21 protein-coding genes are annotated in these 25,585 nt (G+C 53.0%); 14 read left to right on the top strand and 7 right to left on the bottom strand.

Going from position 1 to position 25,585, the window contains the following annotated elements; all coding sequences use genetic code 11:
• Positions 1-175: 175 nt before the first annotated feature.
• Both HCH_RS05410 and HCH_RS05415 read right to left on the bottom strand, forming a co-directional pair.
• Positions 176-1,474: a WD40 repeat domain-containing protein gene (locus HCH_RS05410; protein ID WP_011395151.1), complete on the bottom strand. Its 1,299-nt coding sequence runs from the start codon at positions 1,472-1,474 to the stop codon at positions 176-178.
• 153 nt (positions 1,475-1,627) lie between these two features.
• Positions 1,628-2,494 carry an ABC transporter six-transmembrane domain-containing protein gene (locus HCH_RS05415; RefSeq protein WP_049780843.1) on the bottom strand — a complete coding sequence of 289 codons (867 nt, stop codon included), beginning with the start codon at positions 2,492-2,494 and terminating at the stop codon, positions 1,628-1,630.
• Between the two features lie 160 nt (positions 2,495-2,654).
• Between HCH_RS05415 and HCH_RS05420 the strand changes: the two genes are divergently transcribed.
• Positions 2,655-3,233, top strand: a complete 579-nt coding sequence (locus tag HCH_RS05420; RefSeq protein WP_011395153.1) for a TetR/AcrR family transcriptional regulator — start codon at positions 2,655-2,657, stop codon at positions 3,231-3,233.
• Between the two features lie 174 nt (positions 3,234-3,407).
• Here the strand turns inward: HCH_RS05420 and HCH_RS05425 are convergent, their stop codons facing one another.
• Positions 3,408-4,199, bottom strand: a complete 792-nt coding sequence (locus tag HCH_RS05425; RefSeq protein ID WP_011395154.1) for a substrate-binding periplasmic protein — start codon at positions 4,197-4,199, stop codon at positions 3,408-3,410.
• A gap of 759 nt (positions 4,200-4,958) precedes the next feature.
• On the opposite strand from HCH_RS05425, the gene HCH_RS05430 reads away from it, so the two are divergent.
• The 4 genes from HCH_RS05430 to HCH_RS05445 all read left to right on the top strand — a co-directional run bounded on the left by HCH_RS05430 (position 4,959) and on the right by HCH_RS05445 (position 11,712).
• A complete protein-coding gene (locus tag HCH_RS05430) occupies positions 4,959-6,803 on the top strand; it encodes a pre-peptidase C-terminal domain-containing protein (RefSeq protein WP_011395155.1) in 1,845 nt (614 codons plus the stop codon).
• A gap of 316 nt (positions 6,804-7,119) precedes the next feature.
• Positions 7,120-8,298 (top strand): efflux RND transporter periplasmic adaptor subunit, encoded by a 1,179-nt coding sequence (locus HCH_RS05435; RefSeq protein ID WP_011395157.1) that lies wholly within the window; start codon positions 7,120-7,122, stop codon positions 8,296-8,298.
• A gap of 9 nt (positions 8,299-8,307) precedes the next feature.
• On the top strand, positions 8,308-10,272 hold the full coding sequence (locus HCH_RS05440) for a MacB family efflux pump subunit (RefSeq protein WP_011395158.1): 1,965 nt from the start codon (positions 8,308-8,310) through the stop codon (positions 10,270-10,272).
• A gap of 3 nt (positions 10,273-10,275) precedes the next feature.
• On the top strand, positions 10,276-11,712 hold the full coding sequence (locus HCH_RS05445; protein ID WP_011395159.1) for an efflux transporter outer membrane subunit: 1,437 nt from the start codon (positions 10,276-10,278) through the stop codon (positions 11,710-11,712).
• On the opposite strand, the gene HCH_RS05450 is transcribed toward HCH_RS05445, so the two are convergent.
• A complete protein-coding gene (locus HCH_RS05450) occupies positions 11,709-13,082 on the bottom strand; it encodes a WS/DGAT/MGAT family O-acyltransferase (protein WP_011395160.1) in 1,374 nt (457 codons plus the stop codon). The genes HCH_RS05445 and HCH_RS05450 overlap by 4 nt on opposite strands.
• 199 nt (positions 13,083-13,281) lie before the next feature.
• Positions 13,282-13,764: an SsrA-binding protein SmpB gene (gene smpB, locus HCH_RS05455; RefSeq protein WP_011395161.1), complete on the bottom strand. Its 483-nt coding sequence runs from the start codon at positions 13,762-13,764 to the stop codon at positions 13,282-13,284.
• A 169-nt stretch (positions 13,765-13,933) separates the two neighbouring features.
• Between smpB and HCH_RS05460 the strand changes: the two genes are divergently transcribed.
• From HCH_RS05460 to HCH_RS05470, 3 genes are all read left to right on the top strand, one after another.
• Complete coding sequence (locus tag HCH_RS05460) at positions 13,934-15,493, top strand: sodium-dependent transporter (RefSeq protein ID WP_158304928.1); 1,560 nt, start codon at positions 13,934-13,936, stop codon at positions 15,491-15,493.
• Positions 15,474-15,911 carry a type II toxin-antitoxin system RatA family toxin gene (locus HCH_RS05465; protein WP_011395163.1) on the top strand — a complete coding sequence of 146 codons (438 nt, stop codon included), beginning with the start codon at positions 15,474-15,476 and terminating at the stop codon, positions 15,909-15,911. The genes HCH_RS05460 and HCH_RS05465 overlap by 20 nt, the downstream gene beginning before the upstream one ends.
• Before the next feature lie 77 nt (positions 15,912-15,988).
• Positions 15,989-16,279, top strand: a complete 291-nt coding sequence (locus HCH_RS05470; protein WP_011395164.1) for an RnfH family protein — start codon at positions 15,989-15,991, stop codon at positions 16,277-16,279.
• Positions 16,280-16,311: 32 nt separating this feature from the next.
• Here the strand turns inward: HCH_RS05470 and HCH_RS34125 are convergent, their stop codons facing one another.
• Positions 16,312-16,629 (bottom strand): outer membrane protein assembly factor BamE, encoded by a 318-nt coding sequence (locus HCH_RS34125; protein ID WP_049780845.1) that lies wholly within the window; start codon positions 16,627-16,629, stop codon positions 16,312-16,314.
• Positions 16,630-16,813: 184 nt separating this feature from the next.
• Between HCH_RS34125 and fur the strand changes: the two genes are divergently transcribed.
• The gene (gene fur / locus HCH_RS05480) at positions 16,814-17,224 is read left to right on the top strand and encodes a ferric iron uptake transcriptional regulator (protein ID WP_011395166.1); all 411 of its coding nucleotides are present in this window, start codon (positions 16,814-16,816) and stop codon (positions 17,222-17,224) included.
• Between the two features lie 168 nt (positions 17,225-17,392).
• Here the strand turns inward: fur and recN are convergent, their stop codons facing one another.
• Positions 17,393-19,057: a DNA repair protein RecN gene (recN, locus tag HCH_RS05485; protein ID WP_011395167.1), complete on the bottom strand. Its 1,665-nt coding sequence runs from the start codon at positions 19,055-19,057 to the stop codon at positions 17,393-17,395.
• A 264-nt stretch (positions 19,058-19,321) separates the two neighbouring features.
• On the opposite strand from recN, the gene grpE reads away from it, so the two are divergent.
• The 5 genes from grpE to carA all read left to right on the top strand — a co-directional run bounded on the left by grpE (position 19,322) and on the right by carA (position 25,535).
• Entirely contained in the window at positions 19,322-19,906 is a 585-nt protein-coding gene (gene grpE, locus HCH_RS05490) for a nucleotide exchange factor GrpE (RefSeq protein WP_041599257.1), read from the top strand.
• A 130-nt stretch (positions 19,907-20,036) separates the two neighbouring features.
• Entirely contained in the window at positions 20,037-21,965 is a 1,929-nt protein-coding gene (dnaK, locus tag HCH_RS05495; RefSeq protein ID WP_011395169.1) for a molecular chaperone DnaK, read from the top strand.
• 103 nt (positions 21,966-22,068) lie between these two features.
• The gene (dnaJ, locus tag HCH_RS05500; protein WP_011395170.1) at positions 22,069-23,196 is read left to right on the top strand and encodes a molecular chaperone DnaJ; all 1,128 of its coding nucleotides are present in this window, start codon (positions 22,069-22,071) and stop codon (positions 23,194-23,196) included.
• A 109-nt stretch (positions 23,197-23,305) separates the two neighbouring features.
• Positions 23,306-24,109, top strand: coding sequence for a 4-hydroxy-tetrahydrodipicolinate reductase (gene dapB / locus HCH_RS05505; protein ID WP_011395171.1), 804 nt, complete (start codon positions 23,306-23,308; stop codon positions 24,107-24,109).
• A gap of 286 nt (positions 24,110-24,395) precedes the next feature.
• Positions 24,396-25,535 (top strand): glutamine-hydrolyzing carbamoyl-phosphate synthase small subunit, encoded by a 1,140-nt coding sequence (gene carA / locus HCH_RS05510; protein WP_041599258.1) that lies wholly within the window; start codon positions 24,396-24,398, stop codon positions 25,533-25,535.
• Positions 25,536-25,585 lie beyond the last annotated feature (50 nt).

The following is a 25,585-nucleotide window of genomic DNA, read 5'->3' on the forward strand; positions in this document are numbered from 1 at the left end:
TAATGAGTCGGAAAGTATCAATAGGGTCAGAGCCATTGATCCTTCATCACGCGAAGATTCTCAGACTTCCTATCTCTGAATCGCCCCAATGGCTTTGTCCGTCTGCCAGTTTTGGCTTGTATCTCAGCTTTAAAACGATTATTACCTTGGTGGTCGCTTCCCGGATAGCAAAAACCTACAAACTCCACCCATACAACCCCAATACCCCATCGCCCTCATTGCAAACAAATTCTCTACTCCCCGGCAGATAGTTAACAGGAAGGTCGCACGGGTATTCGTATAGCAGTGCGCCGCTTTCCAGATCCCAGATAGTGATGGCGTCGCCTTTTTCCGTGGTTGAGAACAGGTATTGGTCGTAGTAGAAGGCGTTCATGGTGGGGCCGGCGAACCATTTGATTTGGTCGCCGCTTTTGGCGTCGAAGATGGCGGCGCTGGCGAGGGGGACGTCGTAGTCAGTATGCAGGTCCTGGCATCCCCAAATACAGATGCGGTCTTCGTCGATCCAGAAAAAGGGCGAGGACCAGAAGTAATCCCAGCTGGCGTACATGACTTTGGATTCGCCGATGTCCGGCTCCCAGGCGTTGTGGTTAAGCCAGTGTTGCAAGTCCCAGCTGTAGGCGACGCCAACAGGGTGCCATACCCAGCCGATCGTGGCGATGCGTTGGCCGTTCGGCGAGATAGCGAGGGCGCCGCTCCATTCACTCATAAAGGTAGCGTCTTCATCATGTTCTGGCGGCGTGTCGGAATGGCGTTGGGTTAGACATTCTCCTGTTCTTGGGTCGAAGATATCCAGTTGATTCCAGTCGGTGGCGCGTACTAACAAGGTTTTTCCATCATGTTCGAAAAAAGCAACGGGGAAGTCCGCTTCTTCCATATGGTAGTCGCCAGCGTCAAGCTGCATGAGGACCTCGCCAGAGCTGAGGTTCAGCACTAAGCCTTTATTGGAAGAGCCTTCGTCTGCATGCCGGTATAGCAAAGAGGTGATGGCCAGAAACTGATTGTCAGGACTGATCTTCAGGGTAATTGCCCCAGCGGGATGGATCTGCTCAACAGGTAAGGTTGCGACCTGGACGGATTCGCCATTCTGGAGATTCACACGCCACAGTCCGCCATCATCGGTGAAAAGCATGGCGTCCGTGGGATGGCTCTTTAATGGTTCAAGGGCGAGAAGGCGGCGCTTGCTCAGTAAGTCGAGATGAATTTCCCGCCGGGTAAAATGGAATTCTTTCGGTTCCCTTTTGATTTCCAGCATGCCGGCTATCGACCAATAACAATCGGCGTCCGCGGCGGCAAAACAGTCATCGCACCAATAGCAGCGGTTGAAGCTTTCTGCTTTAGCGCACTCCGAACAAAGATACTCCGCTTGCTCTCCAACTCCGATAAAGCGCTTAACGCCATTTTGAACAGACTTGTCGAAAACATGAGGGCAGACGCAAATGTGTGGGTTGGCGTGGGAACAGTGTTGAGTTGTCATTGTCATCCTTTGAGCAGACTGCTTTTAGGCAAGAATAAACCAGGCTATCGGGTTTGACTGGTGCGCCTGATGCGAATGGCGTTAGTCTGGGTAAGCTAGCGGCTTGATCGACTGGAGTCAATCGCCCTTGAGAGAAGGGCGATTGAGTTTACATCAGGCGGCGCCATGAGCTTCCGGGTTATTCAGGCGTATCGTTATCTCATGCAGGCGCGACCAGCTCTGTAATGTCGTCGGCAGTGAGACTGCCGCGTCTCCAAACTGCCAGGAATAGGTGACAATGGAGAACAGGGCGCCTGTGGTTATGCCGACATAGCCGCTACAGAGCCAAAGATTGAGCACAACGAAGGCGGTGATCAGCAAAAAAATCAGGCCGTAGACGATGGACTCCGCATCGGACAGGCGCACCTGCCAATGACGTATGGCGTGCAGATGCTTCAGCAACTGTCCCGGCTGGCGGGCGCTTAATATGCTGACTTGGCGCTCCATCTGCGAGTTAAGGCCGCCATTGAGTCGGAAAAAACGCTGATGGAAACACAGGTAGATCGTCAGCATGGCGACCAATAGCCCAAGGGAGCTCATCGCCAGGTCCATTGAGAAGGACGACAGAATCATCGCGGAAGCAACCAGTGTGATCACCGCCGCGAATAGTTCCGGCGTGTCCTTTTCAATAAAGTCGACCAATTCCGTCGCCATCTGCAAACGCGCATTGCGAATGGAGACGGACAACGCCTGCTGTCGTTGATCCAACTCCGAGCCAAGCTTGACGCGGATTTTGCTGTAGGCGCGGGTGTCATAGAAACGACGCAAGACCGCGATGGCTGTGATCAAAACGAAGGCGCATACCAGCCAGGCCAGTTGGGTGGAGCCGCCGGACAGCATGTCGTCTATCGCCAGTCCGATCAGTAGAGGGATGGCCGCGTCCAGGGCATATTCGAGAAACACCAATAGCCAAGTGAGTCCCACGCGCCAACGGAACTCTTTTAATATCCGGCGTAAGCCTATTTCAGGTATTACGTTCATCGCGAGGCCTTCCATTGGTTATTCACGCAGGCGGGTCCAGCGTGTAGATTTTTTATCGACTTCATAGTGTCAGGTTCGTCAAGTATGTAAGTTGTCATTGTTGACAATCTATTTGTGCAAGAATAAATTGTCAATAATGATAATTTATATGGGAGGCTTTATGCCGCGACCAAGCAAAAAGTTGGAAAGAACGGAGGAAATCATGCAGGCGTTTCGGCGTTGCGTGGCCCGATATGGTCTGGAAGGGAGCACGCTGGAGCGTATTGCGGAAGAGTCGGGATTGCAGCGCAGCCTGGTGCGTCATTATGTCGGCAACCGTGAGGATTTGACTCTGCAACTGATAGAGCAAATGGCGGCGCAGTATGAGCGTGAGTGGAGAGAAATGCTGAGTGAGCTGCCGGCGACGGAAGTCGCGCCAGCATTTCTGCGCATGCTGTTTGAGTATGAAGACGATGACAGAGAGCGTATGCAACTGGAGTCAGCCTTGATATTCGCCGCGAGCCGGGATGCGGCGATCAGCGACGCCATGCGTTCCTGGACAGAGCGGTTTTACAGCGATATTGCGGAGGTTCTCAGACGGGATTATCCCGATGCTGACGACGATGCTCTGCAGTCTGTCGCTTTCGGAGTCGCCTCTCTGTATTTCAATATAGATTCCATGCAGCCCTTACAGATGGCGGACCGCTACCGCGCCTCTGCGCTTGACGCCGCACGTCGTTTGGTGGCGACGTTAGAGTGATTTTTGCGCCCACCCTCCCTGTGTTGCGTAGATTTTCCCCTTCAGATATCCACATAACCTGTGGATATCTCTTTGGAAAACACCGCAATCCCTTTATTCCGTAGGGCTTGCGGGAATTTTTGCAATTTATGATCAGGGTGTTTTTTACACGGTGATGACAGTGATGGAAATGAGTTACTCGATGTAGGATTTCAACACTCTTTCATAGGTTGAAAGTCCATCGTCGCCATGATCATTTTTCAATTGGTCCAAGACATGCTGAAAGAGTTGGATCGTCTCATCTGGTGTGCCTTTGTGGAAGGCGAAATAGAGGTCGCCCGCGGAGCCAAAACTCCAGACCGATTCATAGTCCTCCAGTTTGGCGCCTTGTTGCTTGAGCAGCCATAGAGCGGTTCTTTGTCCGTATGACCATAGATGAATGCGTCGGAAAATCAGCATGCGGGCGGCGATATCCGGGTGAGAGACGGTCTGCCGAATATCTTTTGGAATATGGTAGGCGTCCAGCACCTGCTCGCCCATATCGCTGGCGACCGCGACGACTGAGAGGTCGTTCAGGTCCGATAACTGTTTCACTTCAAAATCCCGGCGCTTTCGCGCTATGAGCACCACCGGTGAAGAAGCGACCGGGCCGACCCAGCGGAACAGGTCTTCGCGGTCCGGGTTGCGGCGCGTGCTGAACAGCACGGTATTCGGCTCGTTCAACACCATGCGGTATCCCCGCGCCCAGGGATGCACCTGAATGTCTTTGCGTGTCCGTTCGGAGCCGATAATGTGCAGCATCGCTTCCAGTAAATCTACGGAGCTTCCTTTGAGCTGACCATTCTCGGTGTAGTTATAGGGGGGCGATTCTTCGGTGATAAATCGAAGCCCGCCGGCGGGGTCCGCAGCCATCGTCAGACCGGATGGCAGCAAGAATACGCATGTCAGGAGCAGGCTCCGCAACTTCAACTTCTTTGATCTGAACATCAGAACGCCACCTGCTTAGAAGGCGAACGCCGACGCAAGGCCCAAAATATCTACGGCGTCGGCTGTAGTTGTTTAAAGTATTGTATCGATATGCGGAAGCGTCAAACGGGGCGGGGAAGTTTGAAAGAAACAGGGAGCCGTGGAAACTTTGGAGTTCCTTTCAGTCAGCAATGGGAGATCTCTGATTAATGTAGAGAGTGGATGCTGAAGTTACACTTCTTATTGACTCCAATCAATTTAAATCTGCGTCAACAGTATTCCATACCGATATTAATATAATGCTCCGGTATTAAAATGGCCTCGCCTTTTAGGGGATTGTAGTCATGAAAAGGTATTCATAAAAAATGGCTGGGAATTTCTTGAATTGAGTATTAAGTCGATTGTATTGACTTAGCTCAAAACAATGACTCGACAGCTCTTTTTTTGCACGAAGAAAATAGGCGGCTTTTAATTTTATTGATGTTTTTCAAATGATTGTGTGAATTTTTGATGGTGTGAGATGCAGTGTTTCAAACGCTTGACCAAATGGCCTAATCCTGATAGATTGCCGCCCGGCTAACCTAGCCGGTAAAAGGATATGGAACGATCCGCATATAAGGAGATACGTTGTTTGGTCTGGCATAGGCTTATATTTATAAGTTGATGTATATGCCTGATCCCCGCCTTTTATACATATAAAAAATGGCTACGCATAATATCTGAACAGTTAAACGGAAAGATATAAATACTGATTTATTTAGGTTAAAAGGAGTTATAACCGTGAACAAAAACACGCTTAAACGGGCTATTACATTTTCTGTTTCTACCTTGGCGCTGGGCGTTTCCGCCGCAACCATGGCCGACGTTTCCGGTCAGGACGCGCAGTACGTTCGCGACTATCTGGAGCGTTTCCACGCTGACACCGCGGCTGTCATGGACGAAGTGCCAGTCAAAGAAGCGGTCAATGGCGACTTGGCGATGCCGCTATTCAGCGACGAAGCGATTCTCTCCGGCGAGTTCGTGGAAGACAAAGATAAGCTGCGCAGAGACCTGCTGAACAGCACAGGCGGCAACGGCTTTATGATGATGCGCTCCATGGAGCTCAGCAATGACAATGCCGCGCGCCTGGTGGACAACGGCGACCAACTGATCGGCAACGTCCATGAAATGGATAACGCCAACCTGACGCAAGCATCTCTGGACGTCCAGCCCTGGTCTGACGATTACTGGGCCCTTTACAAAGGCGCTCTGGGTATTCGTTACGCCGATCCCAAGCTGAATGATTCCTGGCCAGCCAATTGGTACGACCATTGGATTTTCGCCACTAGCACTCACAAGCCGCAAGAATACATCGACGCAGGTGAAATCGATAACCTGTCCCCGTCCGAAAAATACGACTTGCTGGTGGGCGACTCCAACTTCACTCTGACTCAGAAAATGTGGGAGTCCGGTAAAGGTTACTGGGATCGTTATGGTTCCGTTGAAGCCTGGATGGGTCTGTGCCACGGTTGGGCGCCTGCCGCCTACATGCTGCCGCGTCCAGCTAACTCCATCACGGTTAAGTCGCCAGAAGGAAAGGACATCAAGTTCTTCCCATCCGACATCAAAGCGCTGGGTACGCTGTTGTGGGCGGAAGCGTCTCCAGGCGTTCGCTTCATCGGCGGACGTTGTAACTCCAAAGATCCCGGCAAGGATGAAAACGGCCGTATCCTGGATCAGGCGTGTTTCGACAGCAACCCAGGCAGCTGGCACAAAGCGGTGGTCAACCAGATCGGCGTGAGCAAGCGCAGCTTCGTTATCGACGCGACGTTTGACTATGAAGTGTGGAACCAGCCGGTAATGAAGTACGAGTACACCTACTTCAACCCGCAAACTGGCGCTTCTTACAACTCCGCGCAAGAAGCGATTATCGCCATGAGCGATTACACTCAGGACAAGTTCTCCAAGTATCGCGCGCAGCAAGCCACTCAGGTGGTTGGCGTTCAGATGAAGCTGACTTACATTGTGGAAACCAGCCCGACTCACAGAGACAAAGACTATCCGTCCTATGACCGCGCCTACACTGTTCGTTACGTGTATGACCTGGAGCTGGACTCCAACGGGGACATCATTGGCGGCGAGTGGTACAACAACCGTCATCCGGACTTCCTGTGGACTCCGGCTCCTGGCGCGCATGCTGTTTCCTATTACAATCCGACCGGTTCTTCCAGCGAGACCAAGTCTGAGCAGAAAGCGGGCGTAATTGAGCAGAACAAGTGGGCGTTCTATGGTCCGTTCACCACCACTAGCTCATTCAAAGTCACCATGAGCGGCGACAGCGATGCGGATCTGTACGTGAACAAAGGCGCTCAGCCAAGCGACACTACTTATCAGTGCCGTCCATATCTGGAAGGCTCTAGCGAGGAGTGCTCTGCAAACGAAGCGGGAACTTACTACGTTGGCGTTAAAGGCTACAACAATAGCTCCAACTACAAACTGAACATTCAGTACACCCAGGGCGCCTCTGGCTGGGCGAAAGGACAACCTATTCCTTCCAGCTGGAAAACCAACGCCAAAAATGCGGCGGGTTACAGCCAGCCTCTGACCACTATCGTTGAGCAACTGTTCAACTGGTCTGCGGAGTAATTCGACGCACCTTTTACGTTATTTAAAGAATGCATGAGAGGGTCCGGTATTTAAGTCCGGGCTATTTTCCGGGGCGCAATTTTGCGCCCCTTTTTTTTGTTATTTTTAAAACTGTTTGGGGCTTTGATGACCGGCGCATTGCGGTTTTCATAAAGCTTGTCCATGTTTTGTGTTTTTGTTAGAAGTCCTAGGCAAAATTCGCTAGAGTGCTCTACTTTGGAGCAACCTCTCTGATCAACGTCGCCCCTGGCGGATACTGGGTTCACGGCGACTTCAACATATCTGTGTTCATTAATTAACTTCTTGTGTAATTCGCATGGCAAAGAAAACGCGTCGTCCTGCTGTGGTGGGAGTGGTCATTTTTGTTGTTTTGGCCGCTGTCGGCTGGAACGCCCTGAGTTGGTTCGAGCCTGAGCCCGTTGAGTACATCACCGCTCCCGTGGAAAAACGGGATATAGAGGAAACCGTGTTGGCCACAGGCGTGCTGGAAGGCTCCAAGCAGGTGGCGGTGGGCGCTCAGGTTACCGGGCAGTTGAAGTCCATGAATGTCTCCGTGGGCGATAGAGTGACCAAAGGCCAACTGCTGGCGGAAATCGATCCGGTTTTGCAGCGTAACGATCTGAACCGCGCGATGGCGGAATTGAAAAACGCCAAAGCTTCGCGGCGCGCCCGTGAGGCGATGTTGCGCTACTACGAGCTGGAGTTTAAACGTCAGCGTGAAATGAACGCGCAGGCGGCGGCGTCCGTATCGGAACTGGAAAACGCCCGCGCTCAGCTGGAAAGCGCCAAAGCTGAAATCGAAGCCCTGGAGGCTCAGATCAGTCAGGCGGAAATCCAGGTTGAAACCGCAAAAGCCAACTTAGGTTTCACCAAGATCGTGGCGCCGATGGACGGCGTGGTGATCGCCACCAAGTTTGAGCAGGGACAAACTCTGGTTTCGACTCAGGAAGCGCCGACGCTGCTGATTCTCGCTAACCTGGATACGATGACGGTGAAGGCGCAAATATCAGAAGCGGACGTCACCAAGGTGAAGTCCGGTCAGGAAGCCAATTTCACTGTTCTTGGCGATCCCGATCGTCAATACAACGGTATTCTGCGCACTATCAAACTGGCGCCGGATAATATTTCCGATAACGGCTCCGTCAGTAATTCCACCACTGCTGTCTATTACAGCGGCGTGTTGGAAGCGCCCAATCCCGATTACTCCCTGCGAGTGGCCATGACCGCGCAAGTGTCCATCATTATTAATAGACAGTCGCAGACACTGAGCATTCCAATTTCAGCGTTAGATCCAGAGCAGGAGATCAGCGGCGCGCAACACAAGGTGCGTGTGCTGGTGAACGGCCAGCCGGAAGACAGAACAATCGAGACCGGCATCCGCGACAATGTGTATGTGCAAGTGCTGTCCGGTCTGAATGACGGAGACAATGTGATCCTCGGCGACAGCCTGTCGGTTCCGGTTGATGGTGAAACATCTGTCGTAATTGGGGGCTGATGTCGCAGTATGAAGGAGCCTTTGATTGAAATAAGCGCCCTGAACCGTATTTTTCAGGCTGGTGAGCAGCAGGTCGCAGTGCTTAAGGACATCGACCTGAAAATTTATCCGGGGGAAATGGTCGCTATCATGGGGACGTCGGGCTCTGGAAAGTCCACGCTCATGAATATCCTGGGATGCCTGGATCGCCCCAGCAGCGGCAGCTACAGAATCAGCGGTCGTGAAACCCGGGAACTGGATGACAATGAGCTGGCGGCGCTGCGCCGTAATCACTTCGGCTTTATCTTTCAGCGTTATCATCTCTTGTCCCACCTGGATGCTTTGGGCAATGCGGAACTGGCGGCGGTTTACGCCGGAGTTTCCAAAAGCTCGCGCCGGGAGCGTGCGCACATGTTGCTGTCGCGTCTGGGGTTGGAGGAGCGTTGTGAGCACAAGCCCAGCCAGCTTTCCGGTGGCCAGCAGCAGCGGGTGAGCATCGCCCGAGCGCTGATGAACGGCGGCGAAGTCATTCTGGCGGACGAGCCCACCGGAGCGCTGGATACGCGCAGCGGTCAGGAAGTGATGGCGGTGTTGCGGGAGCTGCATCAGCAGGGGCATACCGTCATTATCGTTACCCATGATCCGCTAGTTGCGGCGAAAGCGGAGCGCATCATTGAGATTCAGGACGGCGAAATTATCGCCGACCGGGTGAACCCTGCTTCGGAATTGGAAACGTCCGCGTCGTCTGCGACGGACGCTGCTTCGGCGGCAGGCCGCAAAGAGACGAGAGGCGCCTGGCTTGGGCGTTTCTCTGAAGCCTTCAAAATGGCTTGGGTCGCCATGACGTCTCATCGGTTGCGAACGCTGCTGACCATGCTCGGCATCATTATCGGCATTACCGCTGTGGTGAGTATTGTCGCCATTGGCGAGGGCGCCAAGCAGAAAGTCATCAGCGATATTAATTCGATCGGCGTCAATACTATTGAGATTTTTCCAGGTAAAGACTGGGGAGATGAACGAGCCGCAGCCATTGATACGTTGGTGGCTGCAGATGTTGAGGCGCTACAGGCGCAGCCTTTTGTCGACAGCGTGACGCCCAGCATCGTCAATAGTCAGCAATTGCGTTACCGCAATGTCGCTGTCAATGTGAACATCAACGCCGTCGGCGAGCAGTTCTTCCGTGTAAAAGGGCTGGTCGTTGCGGAAGGCCGGCCGCTGCTGCGGGAAGATATTCGCACCCAGGCGCAGGTGGTGGTGATCGACAGCAATACGCGCGGAAAACTGTTCGCAGCTGAAGATGACCCCATTGGCAAAGTGATCTTGATCGGCGCCTCGCCCTGGACTGTGATCGGTGTGGCGGAGGATAAAAGCGATATGTTCGGAGGCGGCGGTAATCTGTCTGTGTGGATGCCCTACAGTTCCGCCACGACCCGCCTGATTGGCAGACAAAACTTCAGCTCCATTATCGTCCGCACGCCGGATGGACTCTCCAGCGCAGTGGCGGAGCAAGGCATCATTCGCTTGCTGACCGTGCGCCATGGGGTAAAGGATTTTTTCACCTTCAGCACCGACAGTATTTTGAAGGCGGTGGAGAAAACCACGACAACCTTGACCTTACTGGTGTCCTCCATTGCTGTCATTTCTTTGATCGTCGGCGGCATTGGCGTCATGAATATCATGCTGGTGTCCGTTACCGAGCGCACCCGTGAGATTGGCATTCGCATGGCGGTCGGCGCCCGGCAAAGCGACATATTGCAGCAGTTTCTGATTGAAGCGGTAATGGTGTGTCTGATCGGCGGGGGCATTGGCATTTTGTTGTCTTTCGGCGTGGGCGCTCTGTTTTCGTTGTTGGTGCAGGATATGCAAATGTCGTTTTCCGTCACGGCGATAGTGTCGGCAGTGGTTTGCTCTTCCCTGATTGGCGTGTTGTTCGGCTTTTTGCCTGCGCGCAATGCGGCGCGGCTTGATCCGATTGAAGCCTTGGCGCGGGAGTGATTGATGCACGGTAATCACATGCAGTTTGGAGTAAAGCGGGAGAGTCTCATGGGCGCGAGCGGGAAAAAACACTTAGCCCTTTTATTGCTGTCCTCCGTGTTGTTGACGGGGTGCGAAGGGCTGGCGCGTTCACAGTATGTCCAACCGCAATTGGAGCTGCCCGCATCCTGGAGTTATGCGCCAGTGAGTGGGGAGCAGGCGTTGGCGTCCGAGCAATGGTGGCGAGCCTTTCAAGACGAGGAGTTGAACAGCCTGATCGAGCGTGCGCTGCAAAGCAACAGCGACATGGCTTTGGCGGCGTTGAAAGTGCGACAGGCGCGGCTGCGCGCCGGCATTGCCGACGGCAACCTGACGCCAGACGTCAGCGCGCAGTTCAGCGCTTCCCGGGAGCGCAATATTGACGCGCATACCAGCAGCAAGTCCTTTGGTTCCTCCCTTGGATTGAGCTATGAGATTGATCTCTGGGGGAAACTGTCCAGCGCCCGTGACACGGCTCATTGGGAAGCGATGGCGACGGAACAGGAGCGGGCTGGCGCCGCGTTGACGTTGATCGGAACCACTGCAAATCTGTATTGGCGGCTGGCTTACCTGAATGAGTCTATCGCCGCCAGCGAGGCGTCGTTGGAGTACACGGCCAAGGCATTGGAGTTGGCCCAAGTTAAACATCGTAGCGGCGCGGTCTCCAATTTGGACTTGATCCAGGCTGAGCAGAATCTGGCGAGTCAGCGCGCTTCGTTGACCACACTGCGGCAGGACAAAGTGGAAGCGCAAAACGCTCTGGCGATACTGTTTGATCAGCCGCCGGAGAACGCTGTGCCGGCTCCGCAGTCATTGCCGACTATGGCGATGCCGGTCCTGCCTTTGGCTACCCCCGCTGCGTTACTGGCGCGAAGGCCTGATATGCAGGCTGCGGAGATGCGTCTGCGCAGCGCTTTGGCGGATACGGACCACAGCCGCGCCAGTTATTATCCCAGTTTCAGCTTGACTGGTTCGCTGGCGACGGGCGGTTCAGAGCTGGCGGATATATTGCGCAACCCCGTTGCGTCCCTGGGCGCAGGGCTGAGTCTGCCCTTTATCCAGTGGCGGCAGACGCAATTGAATATTCAAGTCTCAGAGGCGGCTTATGAGCTGGCGGTGATTGAATTCAGACAGAAACTCTATTCGGCGCTGGCGGAGGTGGAGAACAAACTTTCCGCCAGAACGCAGTTGATGGCTCAGGAAGACGCGTTGCGCACTTCCTTTGCGTTGGCTTCCGAAGCGGAGCGTCTGGCTGAGGTGCGCTACCGCTCCGGTGCCACCGGCGTGCAGGCGTGGTTGGATCAACAGGAAACTCGACGTTCTGCGCAATTGCAATTGACCGCCAATCGTCTGGCGCAGTTGCAGAATATGATGGCGTTGTATCAGGCGCTGGGAGGAGGTTTTTCAGAGGGCCTGAACTAGCCGGCGGATCTGGCTTTGGCCAGCGCTTGCAGCTCTGCAAATGCGTCGACAAAGTGGTTGGCCAGTTTGTCCGGGTCAGGTATCAGTCCCTGATCTACTGCGACGCCGAATTGAATCGCTCCGTTGTAACTGATAACGCTGAGGCTGACGCCAACCTCTCCGGATTGCGGCGCCCAGATCATGGGCGTCAGTAATTTGCTGCCAGCCAGATACAGCGCTTGTTTGGGGCCGGGTACATTGGTGATCACCATAGACGCTTTTCTGCTCAAGGTCTCCAATGCGGTCTGCTCCAGAAAATCCGGACCTTTGCCAAGCAACCCAAGTAATCCATAAAACGCTTTCGCCTGTTGGGAATGTTTAAGCGCCAGCATATCGCGACGCACTGCTTCAAAGCGTTCCGCCACGTCATGAATTCCGATTGGCAGTGGCGCAATCACTAGACCGAACTGATTGCCCAGAGCGTCGATTGGCTCGTCCATCGGGCGCAAGTTAAAAGGTACGGCGGCGTGAATGGTGTCCACATCCAGCTCAATGCAACGTTCCACCAGATAGTATCTCAAGGCCCCGGCGGCGGCGCACAACAACACATCATTGATGGTCGCTTTCAACGCTTTGGCGGTTTGCTTTACCTGTAAGAAGTCCAATGGCTGCGCCCACGCCAATCGCTTTCTTCCGCTTAGCGCGCCTTTAAAACAGGTGGCGGGATCTGCCGGCAACGCCGCTACGCGGGCGACTTCTGATCCCATCGCGACGCCTTGCCGCGCAATCTCCAGAATCTGCTCAGGATGTCGCGCCAGAGACATGCCTTCCTCTATGATTTCCTGTCCAATATGCATGGCTTTGGCGGCGATTCCGCTCCAGGAGGCCGGCTTTGTGGGCAGAGAGGCGTTCGGCGGAGGGGAGCGTTCATGATTCTGGTCCGCCAGGGATAATAGAACGCGAGTCAATGCAATACCATCCGCGATGCAGTGGTGTACGCGGATGATCATTGCGGAACCGCTCTTATAGCGGTCAATTAAGTGCACTTGCCAGAGCGGTTTGCTGAAGTCCAGCGGCGTGCTGCTGATGTCGCTGGCGAAGTTTTGCAGATCCTGCTGATTTCCAGCGCCAGGCAACCCGACCAGATGTACATGATTGTCGATATTAAAGTTAGTGTCGTCGCGCCAGAAGTAGCCATGCTCGGTTTTATGCACTGTCTGCCGAAAGCGGGGCAGGGGAAGCAAGCGGGCAGTGAATAATTGCTTGAGCGCGTTGGCGTGGACGGGGCTCTCCATGACCAGCACGATGCAGATCATCATCAGGTTGGCGGGACGCTCCATGCGCAACCAGGCGGTGTCTACCGCCGACATTGGCTCTCCATGTGGTTTCATAGCCGCCTCGTCAAAGCTGTCTGTGATTGAATGAGGTTAGATAGGGCGTTATGCGTGGCTGGCTTATTAAAGGCGTGCGCAAACGCTTACTTTGACGGATAAGTATGGTTGGGGAGTGGCGTTAGCTCAACCCGATGCGACAATGAAGTGAGATAAAGAGGAGAGTCAGGATAAGAACGTCTTTCCTATCCTGACTGTGTCACTGCTTAACATGATCGCGGATAACGCGTTGTTTCTGGCGGTTCCAGTCGCGCTCTTTTTCGGTCTCGCGCTTGTCGAAATCCTTCTTGCCTTTCACCAGGGCAATTTCGCATTTCACTTTATTGCCTTTCCAGTAAAGTGCCAAAGGCACGCAAGTGTGGCCGGTCTGAGACACGGCTCCAATCAGCTTGTTCAACTCACGACGATGCAACAATAACTTACGAGTGCGAGTGGGGTCAGCGATGACGTGAGTGGAGGCTTCCTTCAACGGCGTGATGTGGGCGCCTAACAACCAGGCTTCACTGTCTTTCAGTAATACATAGGAATCCACCAACTGACACTTGCCGGCGCGCAGGCTTTTGACTTCCCAACCGGTCAGCGCGAGGCCGGCTTCGAACTTTTCAACAATGTGATAGTCGAAGCGGGCCTTTTTATTCAGGGCGATAGTGGACCCGGTATTTTTGTTTTTGGCTTGACTCATATTTCCTTAAGATTCTCGGACAAAGTCGGCTATTGTAAATTAACCTGATCCATATGGCTAAGGTCTCCTGACTTGGGTCCGCATAATCCGCTACAATGCGCCATCGTCGTCGACGTAGAATTCCGTCGAATCTCTCAATTGCTGTGAATTAACGGATGTCTGAGTGCCTTTGAATTCAAAAGTTGGAATGCTCTTGCAGGGCCGTGACCGCTGGGTCAGGCAGCGCACGTTCGTCATGGCGGGCGTGGGCGCCGTCGTGGGATTCGCCAATATTTGGACATTTCCTTCTCTGATGGCGGAATACGGCGGTCTCGCTTTCCTGCTCGCTTACGCCTTGGCGTTGCTGACTCTGACGCTGCCCCTGGCGGTACTGGAAATCGGGCTGGGCCGTTATGTTCGACGCAACCCTGTCGACGTTTTGCAAAGCGTCGGCGGACAAAGCTCAGGGTTTTCTTTGTGGCGCTGGACAGGCGCGCTGATGGTGGTCGCCGCTTTGCTGACGGTGGTGATCTATTCATTGGTGGCGGGGATGGGGCTGTCTTACGCATTAAAGTCCGCTTTCAGTGAATTTCAGGGAATTGAGTCCGGCGCCATGCCGGCCGTGCTGGGCGCCTTGCAGCAGAACACCACCGTTATGATTATCTGGCTGAGCGTGTTTATTGGTCTGGTGTTTCTCATTTCAGTGAAGGGCGTTTATCACGGCCTGGAAAAAGCGATGTTGTATATCGTTCCGCTGATGTTCGTGATGTTGGCGTTGATGCTGGTTTACAGTGCGCGTTATGGCGATCTGGGCGGCGCGCTCAGTTATCTGTTTTCATTTGAATCAATTTCACTCTCCTGGGCGGGCGTACTGGCCGCCTACAAATACGCCTTTTTCTCTTTGTCCATTGGCGCAGGCGTCATGATGGTGTTGGGCGCCTATATGCCTAATCATGGCAAAGTGGGACGTTCAGTTTTGATCATTTCGTTTGCTGACCTGTTGGTTGGCGCTGTCGCGGGACTGGTGGTGCTGTCCTGGCTGTTAAAAGCGGAATTGCCTCCTGACCAGGGGTTCTCTTTGGTCTTTCAATCGCTTCCGTTGGCGTTGGGTCAATTGCCGATGGGAACTGTGTTCGGCGTATTATTTTTTATCTTTTTTACACTGGCCGCCTGGAGCTCCGCCGTTTTCCTGATTGAGCCCGGCGTCGCCTGGTTACAGGAAAGATATTCTTTATCCAGGGTGAGCGCGGCGTCCATTACGCATGTGGCGGTATGGGGGCTGGGCGCATTGTTGGTCATGTCCATGGCGGGACATCGGCATTGGCAATTGGCGGGTATGCCGCTGTTCAGTATGCTGCAGTTTGTAGTGTCCACGATTTTGCTGCCGGTTGCAGGCTGTCTGCTGACAGTCTTGTGCGGATATGTGCTGCCCTATGAGCGGCTCGCCCAGGCCTTGCGCCTCAGCCCTGAACAGAGATTGTTTCGTTGGGGTTATCCGCTGTTGAGATACTTTTGTGTTCCTGTGTTGATTGTTATACAAATCTCCATGGTTTTTGATTTACTGCTGCACAGCTGTGAATTCACCGCCCCGAAAAATGGCGGGCTTTGCTCGGAAGAAGTCGTGAGTAGCGGCAAGGAAGTCTTGGAAGAGGTTGAACCTGAAGAGATGGATTTAGTGAAATCCGCCCCGGTGAACCCGGAAGTAAATGTTGAAAACGTAGAAGAGGAGAATGAGGTTGCCCCAGATTAGTCGTAGTGCGCTGGTCACATACTCTGCTGAGCGCATGTATGATCTGGTGAATGACGTGCGCGCCTACCCTGAGTTCCTGCCCTGGTGTGGAATGACGGAAGTGATCCAAGAGAGTTCTGATGAAATGCTTGCGCGTATCCAGGTCAGTAAGGGCTCGGTAAGACATGCTTTTACTACCCGTAATAGTTTGGTGCGTCCCTCAGAAATCATCCTGACATTGGTGGATGGACCTTTTCGCAAGCTTCAGGGTCGTTGGAGCTTCCTGGCGTTGGATGAGGCTGCCTGTAAAGTGGCGTTGGCGCTGGAATATGAGCTGACCGGCGCTTTAACAGGGGTGGCGCTTGGCCCCGTGTTTTCTCAGGCGGCTGGTACGATGGTGGATGCGTTCTGCAAGCGCGCGCAGGCGATATATCGTTAGGCCGCGCATACTTTGTATTATGAGTCGGGCTTATTTGATGGATGACGGAATGCTGATGTGTAGAAGCGAGCGTGAGCATGGATAAATTAAAAATTCAGGTGGAAGTGGCTTATGCTTTGCCTGAGCAGCAAAAGATCATTCCTCTGGCCGTGGTGGAGGGCACAACCGCCTACGAAGCCGTCCAGATGTCCGGCATTACTCATTTCTTTCCACAGATCGAGCTGGACTCAGCAAAAATGGGGATATTCGGTAAGTCCATCCCGGAGCCTAAATCCCATGCTTTGAGAGAGGGCGACCGAGTGGAGATATACCGGCCGCTCAAAATTGACCCGAAACAGGCCCGACTGAATCGGGCCAAAAAGGGTTAGCCAAACTTAATCTAAGCTGTTTTGCTGAACGCTTAGTTGGTCGTTTTATAAACGTCCGTCTCTTCGACTGTCTCAGAAGGCTCAGCTTGGCCGCGGAGTTTGTAAGCTTTTCCAGGGTTCGCCAGATCAGCAGGCAGTAGCTTTGCTTTGGCAATATTCACCAGAATGTCATTCTCATATTCCAGAGTGATGTTCTGACGATAAATCTTACCGCCCGACAGCTGGATAGAATAGAAATAGGTGTCGTAGCTGGGATCAAGCGTGCTTTCCAATACTGGAGAACCCAATAGATACTGAACCTGACGACGGTTCATGCCGACTTTGAGTTGCTCCACAGCTTCTTTCTCCACGATGTTTCCCTGTTGGACATCTATTTTGTAGACGCCTGGGAAGGTGCAGGCTGTGAGAGTGTGTATAATAAGGAGGATTACAAGGGATCGTAACTTTTGCATCATGGATATTTTTAAACTATCTTGGCGTGACGTGGAATGATAACTGATTGCCAACGATACTGGTATTGGGTTTCCCGGTAAAATGACGAACGAAAACGTAGAACTGAAGAAAGCAGGCCTGAAAGTAACCCTTCCGCGGGTAAAGATTCTCAGTATTCTGGAAAACGCCGATAACCGGCACATGAGTGCGGAAGATGTTTATAAGGCGCTGCTGGAGGCGGGGGATGACGTAGGTTTGGCCACAGTCTATCGGGTTCTGACGCAATTTGAATCCGCAGGACTGATTCTTCGCCATAACTTCGAAGGCGCCCACGCGGTATTCGAGCTCAATCACGATGAGCACCATGACCACATGGTTTGTGCTGAAACCGGCGATGTTATTGAGTTCTTCGATCCGGTTATTGAAAAGCGCCAAAAGGAAATCGCGGAAGAACATGGCTATGAAATTGTCGACCATAGCCTGACGCTGTATGTGAAACCAAAGAAGAAATAGCTTCTGTTTTGTTTGGATAGCACTGGGTAAACTTCGGGCGCTATCCTGTTCCCTCTTTCTTCCGCATAACTCTTCCCAAGCTCCTTGGCGTCACCCTCTATATAGATAATCTTCAGGCAGCTTTATAAGGCTGTGAGCAATCACCCAAGGCGGCTCAAATAGCGGCGACTACTGGAGCTGGCTGGATGTCAGCATCTCGTGCGCGTGCGCCAGACTGTGTTCAGTAATGTCTACGCCGCCTAACATTCTGGCGATTTCATGTATGCGGTCGCTGCCTTCCAATTTGAGTATGGCTGATTGCGTTTGGCCATTGCTTACATGCTTGGTGACGAAAAGGTGATTATGGGCTTGGGAGGCGACTTGGGCCAAGTGAGTCACGCAGAGGATTTGCGCTTTCGCTCCAAGCTCTCTAAGCATGCGGCCGACAATTTCCGCTGTGGCTCCGCCGATGCCGACATCCACCTCGTCAAATACTAATGTAGGAGTATCGGACGATGCGGCGGCGACCACCTGTATCGCCAAACTGATCCGCGATAGCTCGCCACCGGATGCGATCTTTTGTAGAGGCTTGGGTGGTTGGCCAGGGTTCATGCTGATTAACATTTCCGCTTCTTCGTCACCCAACACAGAAGGGGATTTCAATGATGAAAACTGGATAATGAACTCCGGGTTCAGACCCAGTTTCACCAGTTGCTTTTTGACCGCTCCCTGCAGTTTTTCTCCGGCTTTGGCGCGCATGCTGGTAAGTTTTTGCGCCGCCTGACTGTATTTTTGCTCGAGCTCTTTCGATTGAGCTTCCAGTTTCTCCAGGTTTTCTTCGCCGTCAGTCAGGCTGCTGAGTTCGCTCGCCAGCTCGGCGTGGCGGGTCATCAACTCTTCCGGACCTACGCGATGTTTGCGCGCAAGGTCATAGATGGCGGTAAGTCGCGCTTCTACCTCTTGCAAGCGTTCGGGATTAATCTCCACGCTGTCCAGCACATGTCGTAGCTCCCCATTGGCTTCGTCGAGCTGAATCATGGCTTCGTTCAGCATCTGGCGGGCGGTTTGTAAGGATGCGTTGTTGAGGTTGACTTCTTCCAGCAGGTGGATAGCCCGTCGCAGTTGATCGATGCAACCGCCATCGGCCTCCAGGCAGCCCTCACCGACCTGCTGCACTGTCATAATGATGCTTTCTGCGTTGGCGAGTTGCTCCTGCTCCTGCTCCAATTGCTCAATTTCGCCTTCCTGTAACGCCAGGGCGTCCAACTCCTCGACTTGATAAGTGAGTAACTGCACCCGCGCTTCCTGTTCTTCGCTGTGGCTGAGTTTTTCTTTCAGTTTGGCCGCCACTCTGCGCCAGGATTGAAAGTGTTCCCTTACTTGCTGTAGCTGATTGGCGTGCCCGCCAAAGTCATCCACCATTTTCAAATGGGTTTCTTTCTTCAGCAGGGACTGGTGCTCATGTTGGCTGTGAATGTCCATGAGGGTTTCGCCGAGCTCACGAAGGTCCTGCATGGTGACGGGTTGACCGTTCAGGTAACCGCGAGATCGGCCTTCATGAGTAACGGTGCGGCGTAAGATGCATTCCGCGCCATTATCCAGTTCTCTGGATTTCAACCAGGCCAGCGCCTCCGGCAAACGCCTCAAATCAAAAACTGCGCTTACCTCCGCCCGCTCACAACCGTGCCTCACTATATCCGCAGAACTGCGATCCCCAAGGGTCAGGCCGAGGGCGTCCAGAACAATGGATTTGCCCGCGCCAGTTTCCCCGCTGATAGCCGTCATGCCTTCAGCGAAGTCCAGTTCCAGGTGGCTGGCGATGGCGAGGTTGCGTATCGACAAATGAGTGAGCATAGGGCGTCGTCCTATAAAGTTGACTGTCTATATATACAGTTATTTGCGTATTTATACAGCGAAATGCATAGCGCAACAAGAGGGCTCGCAGGGTATTTTTTTTGTGGGATTTGCAGTCATTTGCTGCGCTTGCTGGCGTCAATACTGGATGACTTGCGTCATTTCCTGGCGATTGTCGATATTTGGCTGGTTGAAACCGGTTTGATCGACCCCATATTGAGGGCAATTCAAAAGTATCGGATGGATTTTGGGAGATTCGATCTAATGTCTGAAGATTCTAAGAGTCAAGTAGAAGAACAAGTCGCCGCTGAGGATCAGGCGCAAGCCGCAGTGGCGGAACAAGCTGAAACGGCTCAGGCGAGTGGCGATTCAGTTGATCGTGACGAGTTGATTGAGCGGTTGCAGCAGGAGCTCGGCGAGCAGAAAGAGCAAGTGTTGCGCGTGCACGCTGAAATGCAGAATGTACGCCGCCGTGCTGAAAATGATGTTGATAAGGCGCGTAAATTTGCTCTGGAGCGCTTTGTGAAAGAGCTGTTGCCTGTAGTGGATAGCCTGGAAAAGGCGGTGGAGGCCTGTGGCGCTACCGAGTCAGCTGATTCTCAGGTTACTACTTTGAAAGACGGCGTGGAAATGACGCTGTCGCTGCTCAACTCTGGCCTGAAAAAATTCGAAGTGGAAGTGGTTGATCCCATGGGGCAGCCCTTCAACCCGGAATTCCATGAGGCCATGTCCATGGCGCCGCAGGCTGATGTAGAACCGAATACTGTCATTGCGGTATTGCAGAAAGGTTATCTACTGAGCGGACGCCTGATCCGGCCCGCCATGGTTATGGTGTCAAAAGGCGTCTGATCGCGTTTTACGCGCGTTCAGAGCCGGTTGAGAACGTACAAAAACCCGCCAGCTGCGGGTTGAAAAATTGAGATCAACTCCAATATTAGCTGGTAATCAATTAGCGAGATTTTTTCAGGAGTAGAAAATTATGGGTAAAATTATCGGGATCGACCTGGGGACTACAAACTCCTGTGTAGCGATTCTTGAAGGCGACAAGCCACGCGTTATTGAAAACTCTGAAGGCGGACGCACTACGCCTTCCATCGTTGCTTACACTGACGATGAAACGCTGGTAGGCCAGTCCGCCAAGCGTCAGGCGGTAACCAACCCCACGAATACTCTTTTCGCCATTAAGCGTCTGATCGGTAGACGTTTTGAAGACGATGTAGTGCAAAAAGACATCAAAATGGTGCCTTACACTATCGCCAAGGCTGACAACGGCGACGCCTGGGTTGACGTGAAAGGCAAGAAAATGGCCCCTCCCCAGATTTCTGCTGAAGTTCTGAAAAAGATGAAGAAGACGGCGGAAGATTTCTTGGGTGAGAAGGTGACGGAAGCGGTTATCACCGTTCCAGCCTACTTTAATGACGCGCAGCGTCAGGCGACCAAGGATGCAGGCAGAATCGCCGGTCTGGAAGTTAAGCGTATTATCAACGAGCCGACTGCGGCGGCGCTGGCGTACGGCATGGACAAAAAAGGCGGCGACCGTAAAGTGGCCGTTTATGACCTGGGCGGCGGAACCTTCGATATCTCCATTATCGAAATTGCTGATGTAGACGGTGAGATGCAGTTTGAAGTGCTGGCCACCAACGGCGACACCTTCCTGGGCGGTGAAGATTTCGACTTGCGCCTGATCGATTACTTAGCGCAGGAATTCAAGAAAGACTCTGGTATCGACCTGAAGGGCGATCCATTGGCGATGCAGCGTCTGAAGGAAGCCGCAGAGAAAGCCAAGATCGAGCTTTCCAGCAGCCAACAGACTGACGTGAATCTGCCTTACATTACTGCTGATGCGTCAGGACCTAAGCACCTTAACGTTAAAGTGACTCGCGCCAAACTGGAAAGCCTGGTGGAAGAACTGGTTGAACGTAGCCTTGAGCCATGCCGCATTGCATTGAAAGATTCTGGCTGTAGCTCTTCAGAAATCGACGAAGTGATTCTGGTTGGCGGTCAGACTCGTATGCCGCTGGTGCAGAGCAAAGTAGCTGACTTCTTTGGTAAAGAAGCGCGCAAAGACGTTAACCCTGATGAAGCGGTCGCTATCGGCGCGGCGATCCAGGGCGCGGTATTGTCCGGCGACGTGAAAGACGTACTGCTTCTGGACGTGACTCCGTTGTCTTTGAGCATTGAAACCATGGGCGGCGTTTCTACGCCGATCATCGAAAAGAACACGACTATCCCGACCAAGAAGTCGCAAGTGTTCTCAACTGCCGAAGATAATCAGACTGCCGTGACTATCCATGTTCTGCAGGGCGAGCGTAAGCAGGCTCAAATGAACAAGTCATTAGGTCGTTTTGACTTGACTGGACTGCCTCCGGCGCCTCGCGGCGTACCTCAGGTTGAGGTGACGTTCGATATTGACGCTAACGGTATCATGCACGTATCTGCAAAGGATAAGGCGACTGGTAAAGAGCAATCTATCGTAATCAAAGCCTCTTCTGGTTTGAGTGAGGACGAAATCGATAAGATGGTGCAGGATGCGGAAGCGCATGCAGCGGAAGATAAGAAGTTTGAAGAGTTGGCGGCTTCGCGTAATCAGGCTGACGCTTTGGTTCACGCTACTCAGAAAACGCTTAAAGATGCTGGCGATAAAGTGACTGCAGAGGAAAAAGTAGCTATTGAAGCGGCTATCAAAGAGCTGGAAGAAGCGATCAAAGGCGACGATAAAGAAGCCATTGAAAGCAGAATGCAGAAACTGAGCGAAGCGTCGTCTTCCATGGCGCAGAAAATGTACGCTGAGCAGGCCGCCCAGCAAGGCGGAGACGCTGGCGCTCAAGCTGAAGACGCTGCCGGCAAGCCTGCAGATGATGCGGTCGACGCCGAATTTGAAGAAGTTAAGGACGGCGATAAGAAATAGCCCGGTTCCTTACATGCTTGAGGCAGTGCGGAATTTAACCGCACTGCCTTATTGTGTTTAGGTTATAATCCGGTTTTTTGCAGTTGGCGCATAAGATTAAGTTATGGCAAAACGCGATTATTACGAAGTGTTGGGCGTTTCGCGGGACGTAGACGGTAAGGAAGTCAAAAAAGCATACCGACGTTTGGCGATGAAATATCACCCGGACAGAAACCCCGGAGACGCTTCGGCTGAAGAGATGTTCAAAGAGGCCACTGAAGCTTACGATGTGCTCTCCGATGACCAGAAAAGAGCGGCCTATGACCAGTTCGGTCACGCCGGTGTAGATGGCAACGCAGGAGCTGGCGGCTTCGGTGGCGGAGCCAGTTTCAGTGATATATTCGGCGACGTATTCGGCGATATATTCGGCGGAGGCGGTGGCGGCCGAACTCGGGCCAACCGCGGTTCTGATTTAAGATACACCTTAGACCTTGACTTGGAAGAAGCGGTTCGCGGCACAACCGTGAAAATTCGCGTGCCTTCTCAAGTTGAATGTAAAAGCTGTAGCGGCAGTGGTGCGGAAAAGGGCACTCAGCCGGAAACCTGCGGCACCTGTAATGGCGCCGGCCAGGTTCGTATGCAGCAAGGCTTTTTCTCTATCCAGCAAACCTGTCCTCGTTGTCGCGGCGCGGGCAAGATCGTTCGCAACCCGTGTCGTTCCTGTCACGGTAGCGGTTATGTGGAAGAGCAGAAGACGCTTTCCGTTAAAGTGCCTGCCGGTGTGGACACTGGCGATCGTATTCGCTTATCCGGCGAAGGCGAGCCGGGCGTAAACGGCGGTCCTCCTGGGGACTTGTATGTGCAGGTCGCTGTGCGTGAGCATAAGATATTCACGCGAGACGGACGTAATCTCTATTGCGAAGTGCCAATTTCCTTCGTCGATGCGGCATTGGGCGGAGAGCTTGAAGTGCCCACGCTAGATGGCCGGGTGAAGCTGAAGATTCCAGAGGAAACGCAAACCGGCAGACTGTTTCGTCTGCGCGGGAAGGGGGTGACGCCGGTTCGTGGCGGCGCGCCTGGAGATTTGTTGTGTCGGGTGGTGGTGGAAACACCTGTTAACCTGACCAAAAAGCAGAAGGATCTACTGCGAGAGTTTCAAACCTCAATGGAGGAGAGTGGCGGACAGCAAGCGCCAAAAAAGCATAGCTGGTTTGAAGGCGTTAAAAGCTTTTTCGACGATATGAAGTTCTAACAGTCTGCATGCGCAACTAAAAACCGGCGAACGCCGGTTTTTTTGTATTGGTGGTGCGGTGATGCAAGATCTGTAACAGTAATATTCCAGAGAAAACTAAGGAATAAGCATGACCAGAATAGCGATAGTGGGCGCTTCCGGGCGCATGGGTAAAGTGTTGGTTGAGGCGGTCTGCGATAATCCGGACGCTTCTTTGGGGGCGGCTTCGGTTCGAGTTGGCAGTTCCCTTGTTGGCGCTGATGCGGGAGAAATTGCGGGCTTGGGAAAAAAGGGCGTGGCCTGTGTTGACGACTTGGCGCAAGTGATGGACGACTTCGATGTCATTATCGATTTTACTTCGCCGGAAACCACGCTTGAATTACTGGCGCTTTGTCGCAAGGAAGGGAAGGCGATAGTGATTGGCACGACGGGGTTCAGTGATCAGCAGAAGACCCTGTTGGCGGAAGCGGCGCAAGACTGTCCTGTGGTATTTGCTCCTAATATGAGCGTGGGCGTGAATTTACTGCTGAATATTCTGGCGTTGACAGCTAAAACGCTTGGCGATGATTACGATGTGGAGGTGATCGAAGCGCACCACCGTTTTAAAAAGGATGCGCCGTCAGGTACTGCGTTGAGGTTGGGAGAAGTTGTGGCTGAGGCCATGGGGCGCAACTTGAATGAATGCGCAGTCTATGGCCGTGAAGGCATTACTGGAGAGCGGGATAAAAAGACCATTGGCTTTGAGACGATTCGTGCAGGGGACATCGTTGGCGAGCATACGGTGATGTTTGCGACGATGGGGGAGCGAATAGAGATAACCCACAAGGCCAGCAGCCGAATGACCTTCGCAAAAGGCGCTGTCAAAGCTGCGTTGTGGTTACATGGCGTTGCTCCAGGGCTGTACGACATGCAGGACGTGCTAGGGCTGAAATAGAGCGCCCGTCGGACTTCGTTGTAAGGTATAAACAATATATGTGTATGCGAACTGGGCTTGGGTGTTTTGGGTCTGAAGAAAGTAAAGCGCGAAAGGAATTGGGGAAATAAATAGACAGCCTAAGTCAAATCCACTAGAATATTGGGGTTTGTGCGCAAGTTGCCCTTACACATCGGATATCACTAAAAAAGCGGGACGGAGTTTAAATCTCCCTCTCGCTTTTTTGCAAGTTGAGTCCACCTTCATAAGTGTTTGATTAGACGTTTTCAACTGGCGAGCTATGGAATTGACTACACCCGCAATACTAGCACTTGAAGACGGAAGCATATTTCATGGGATCTCTATCGGCGCAGCCGGCGAAACCACCGGCGAAGTGGTTTTCAATACTGCGATGACCGGATACCAGGAAATTCTTACCGATCCTTCCTACGCAAAACAAATTGTCACTCTCACATACCCCCACATAGGCAACACCGGAACCAACGAAGAAGATGTCGAATCAGATCAAGTCTGGGCGGCAGGTCTGGTGATCCGCGACCTTTCCATGACAGTCAGTAATTGGCGCAGCCAAAAGAGTTTGTCGGACTATCTCCGGGAAAACGGCATTGTCGCTATCGCTGACATAGATACCCGTCGCCTGACCCGCATCTTAAGGGAAAAAGGCGCACAGAACGGATGCATCATGGCGGGCGAAGACGCTTCCGCGGAAGCTGCGCTGGCCGCGGCTAAAGCATTTCCAGGCCTTAAAGGAATGGATCTCGCCAAAGAGGTGACTCGTACGGATGTCCTGAATTGGACCGAGTCGACTTGGGTGCTTGGAGAAGGGTATCAGACTCTTGGAGATGCCGAATTTCATGTTGTCGCTTACGACTTTGGCGTAAAAAAGAACATATTGCGCATGCTCGCTGAGCGTGGCTGCCGCGTAACAGTGGTGCCGGCGAAAACGCCTGCGAAGGATGTTCTGGCGATGTCTCCAGATGGCGTGTTCCTATCTAATGGCCCTGGTGATCCTGAGCCTTGTGATTACGCAATAGAGGCTATTGCTGAAGTTTTAAAGTCCCAGACTCCTGTCTTTGGTATTTGTTTGGGACACCAGTTGCTGGCGTTGGCCAGTGGCGCGCGCACAGAGAAAATGAAGTTTGGGCACCACGGCGCCAACCATCCGGTGCAGGACTTACGCACAGGGCAAGTGATGATCACTAGCCAAAACCATGGCTTTGCGGTGGATGAGTCCTCGCTGCCCGCCAATCTTGAGGCTACGCATAAGTCTCTGTTTGACGGCTCATTGCAAGGGATTCGACGCACTGACGTCGCCGCCTTCAGTTTTCAGGGGCACCCTGAAGCGAGCCCGGGCCCGCACGATGTGGCTCCCTTATTTGACCAGTTCATTGACTTTATGCGGGAAGTCAAATACCGATCAGTCTAATACTCGGATTTCAGCGTCGGCGCCCGACGGCGCCGCGTCTGAACCGAAAC

This window comes from Hahella chejuensis KCTC 2396, assembly GCF_000012985.1.
Classification (GTDB): Bacteria; Pseudomonadota; Gammaproteobacteria; order Pseudomonadales; family Oleiphilaceae; genus Hahella; species Hahella chejuensis.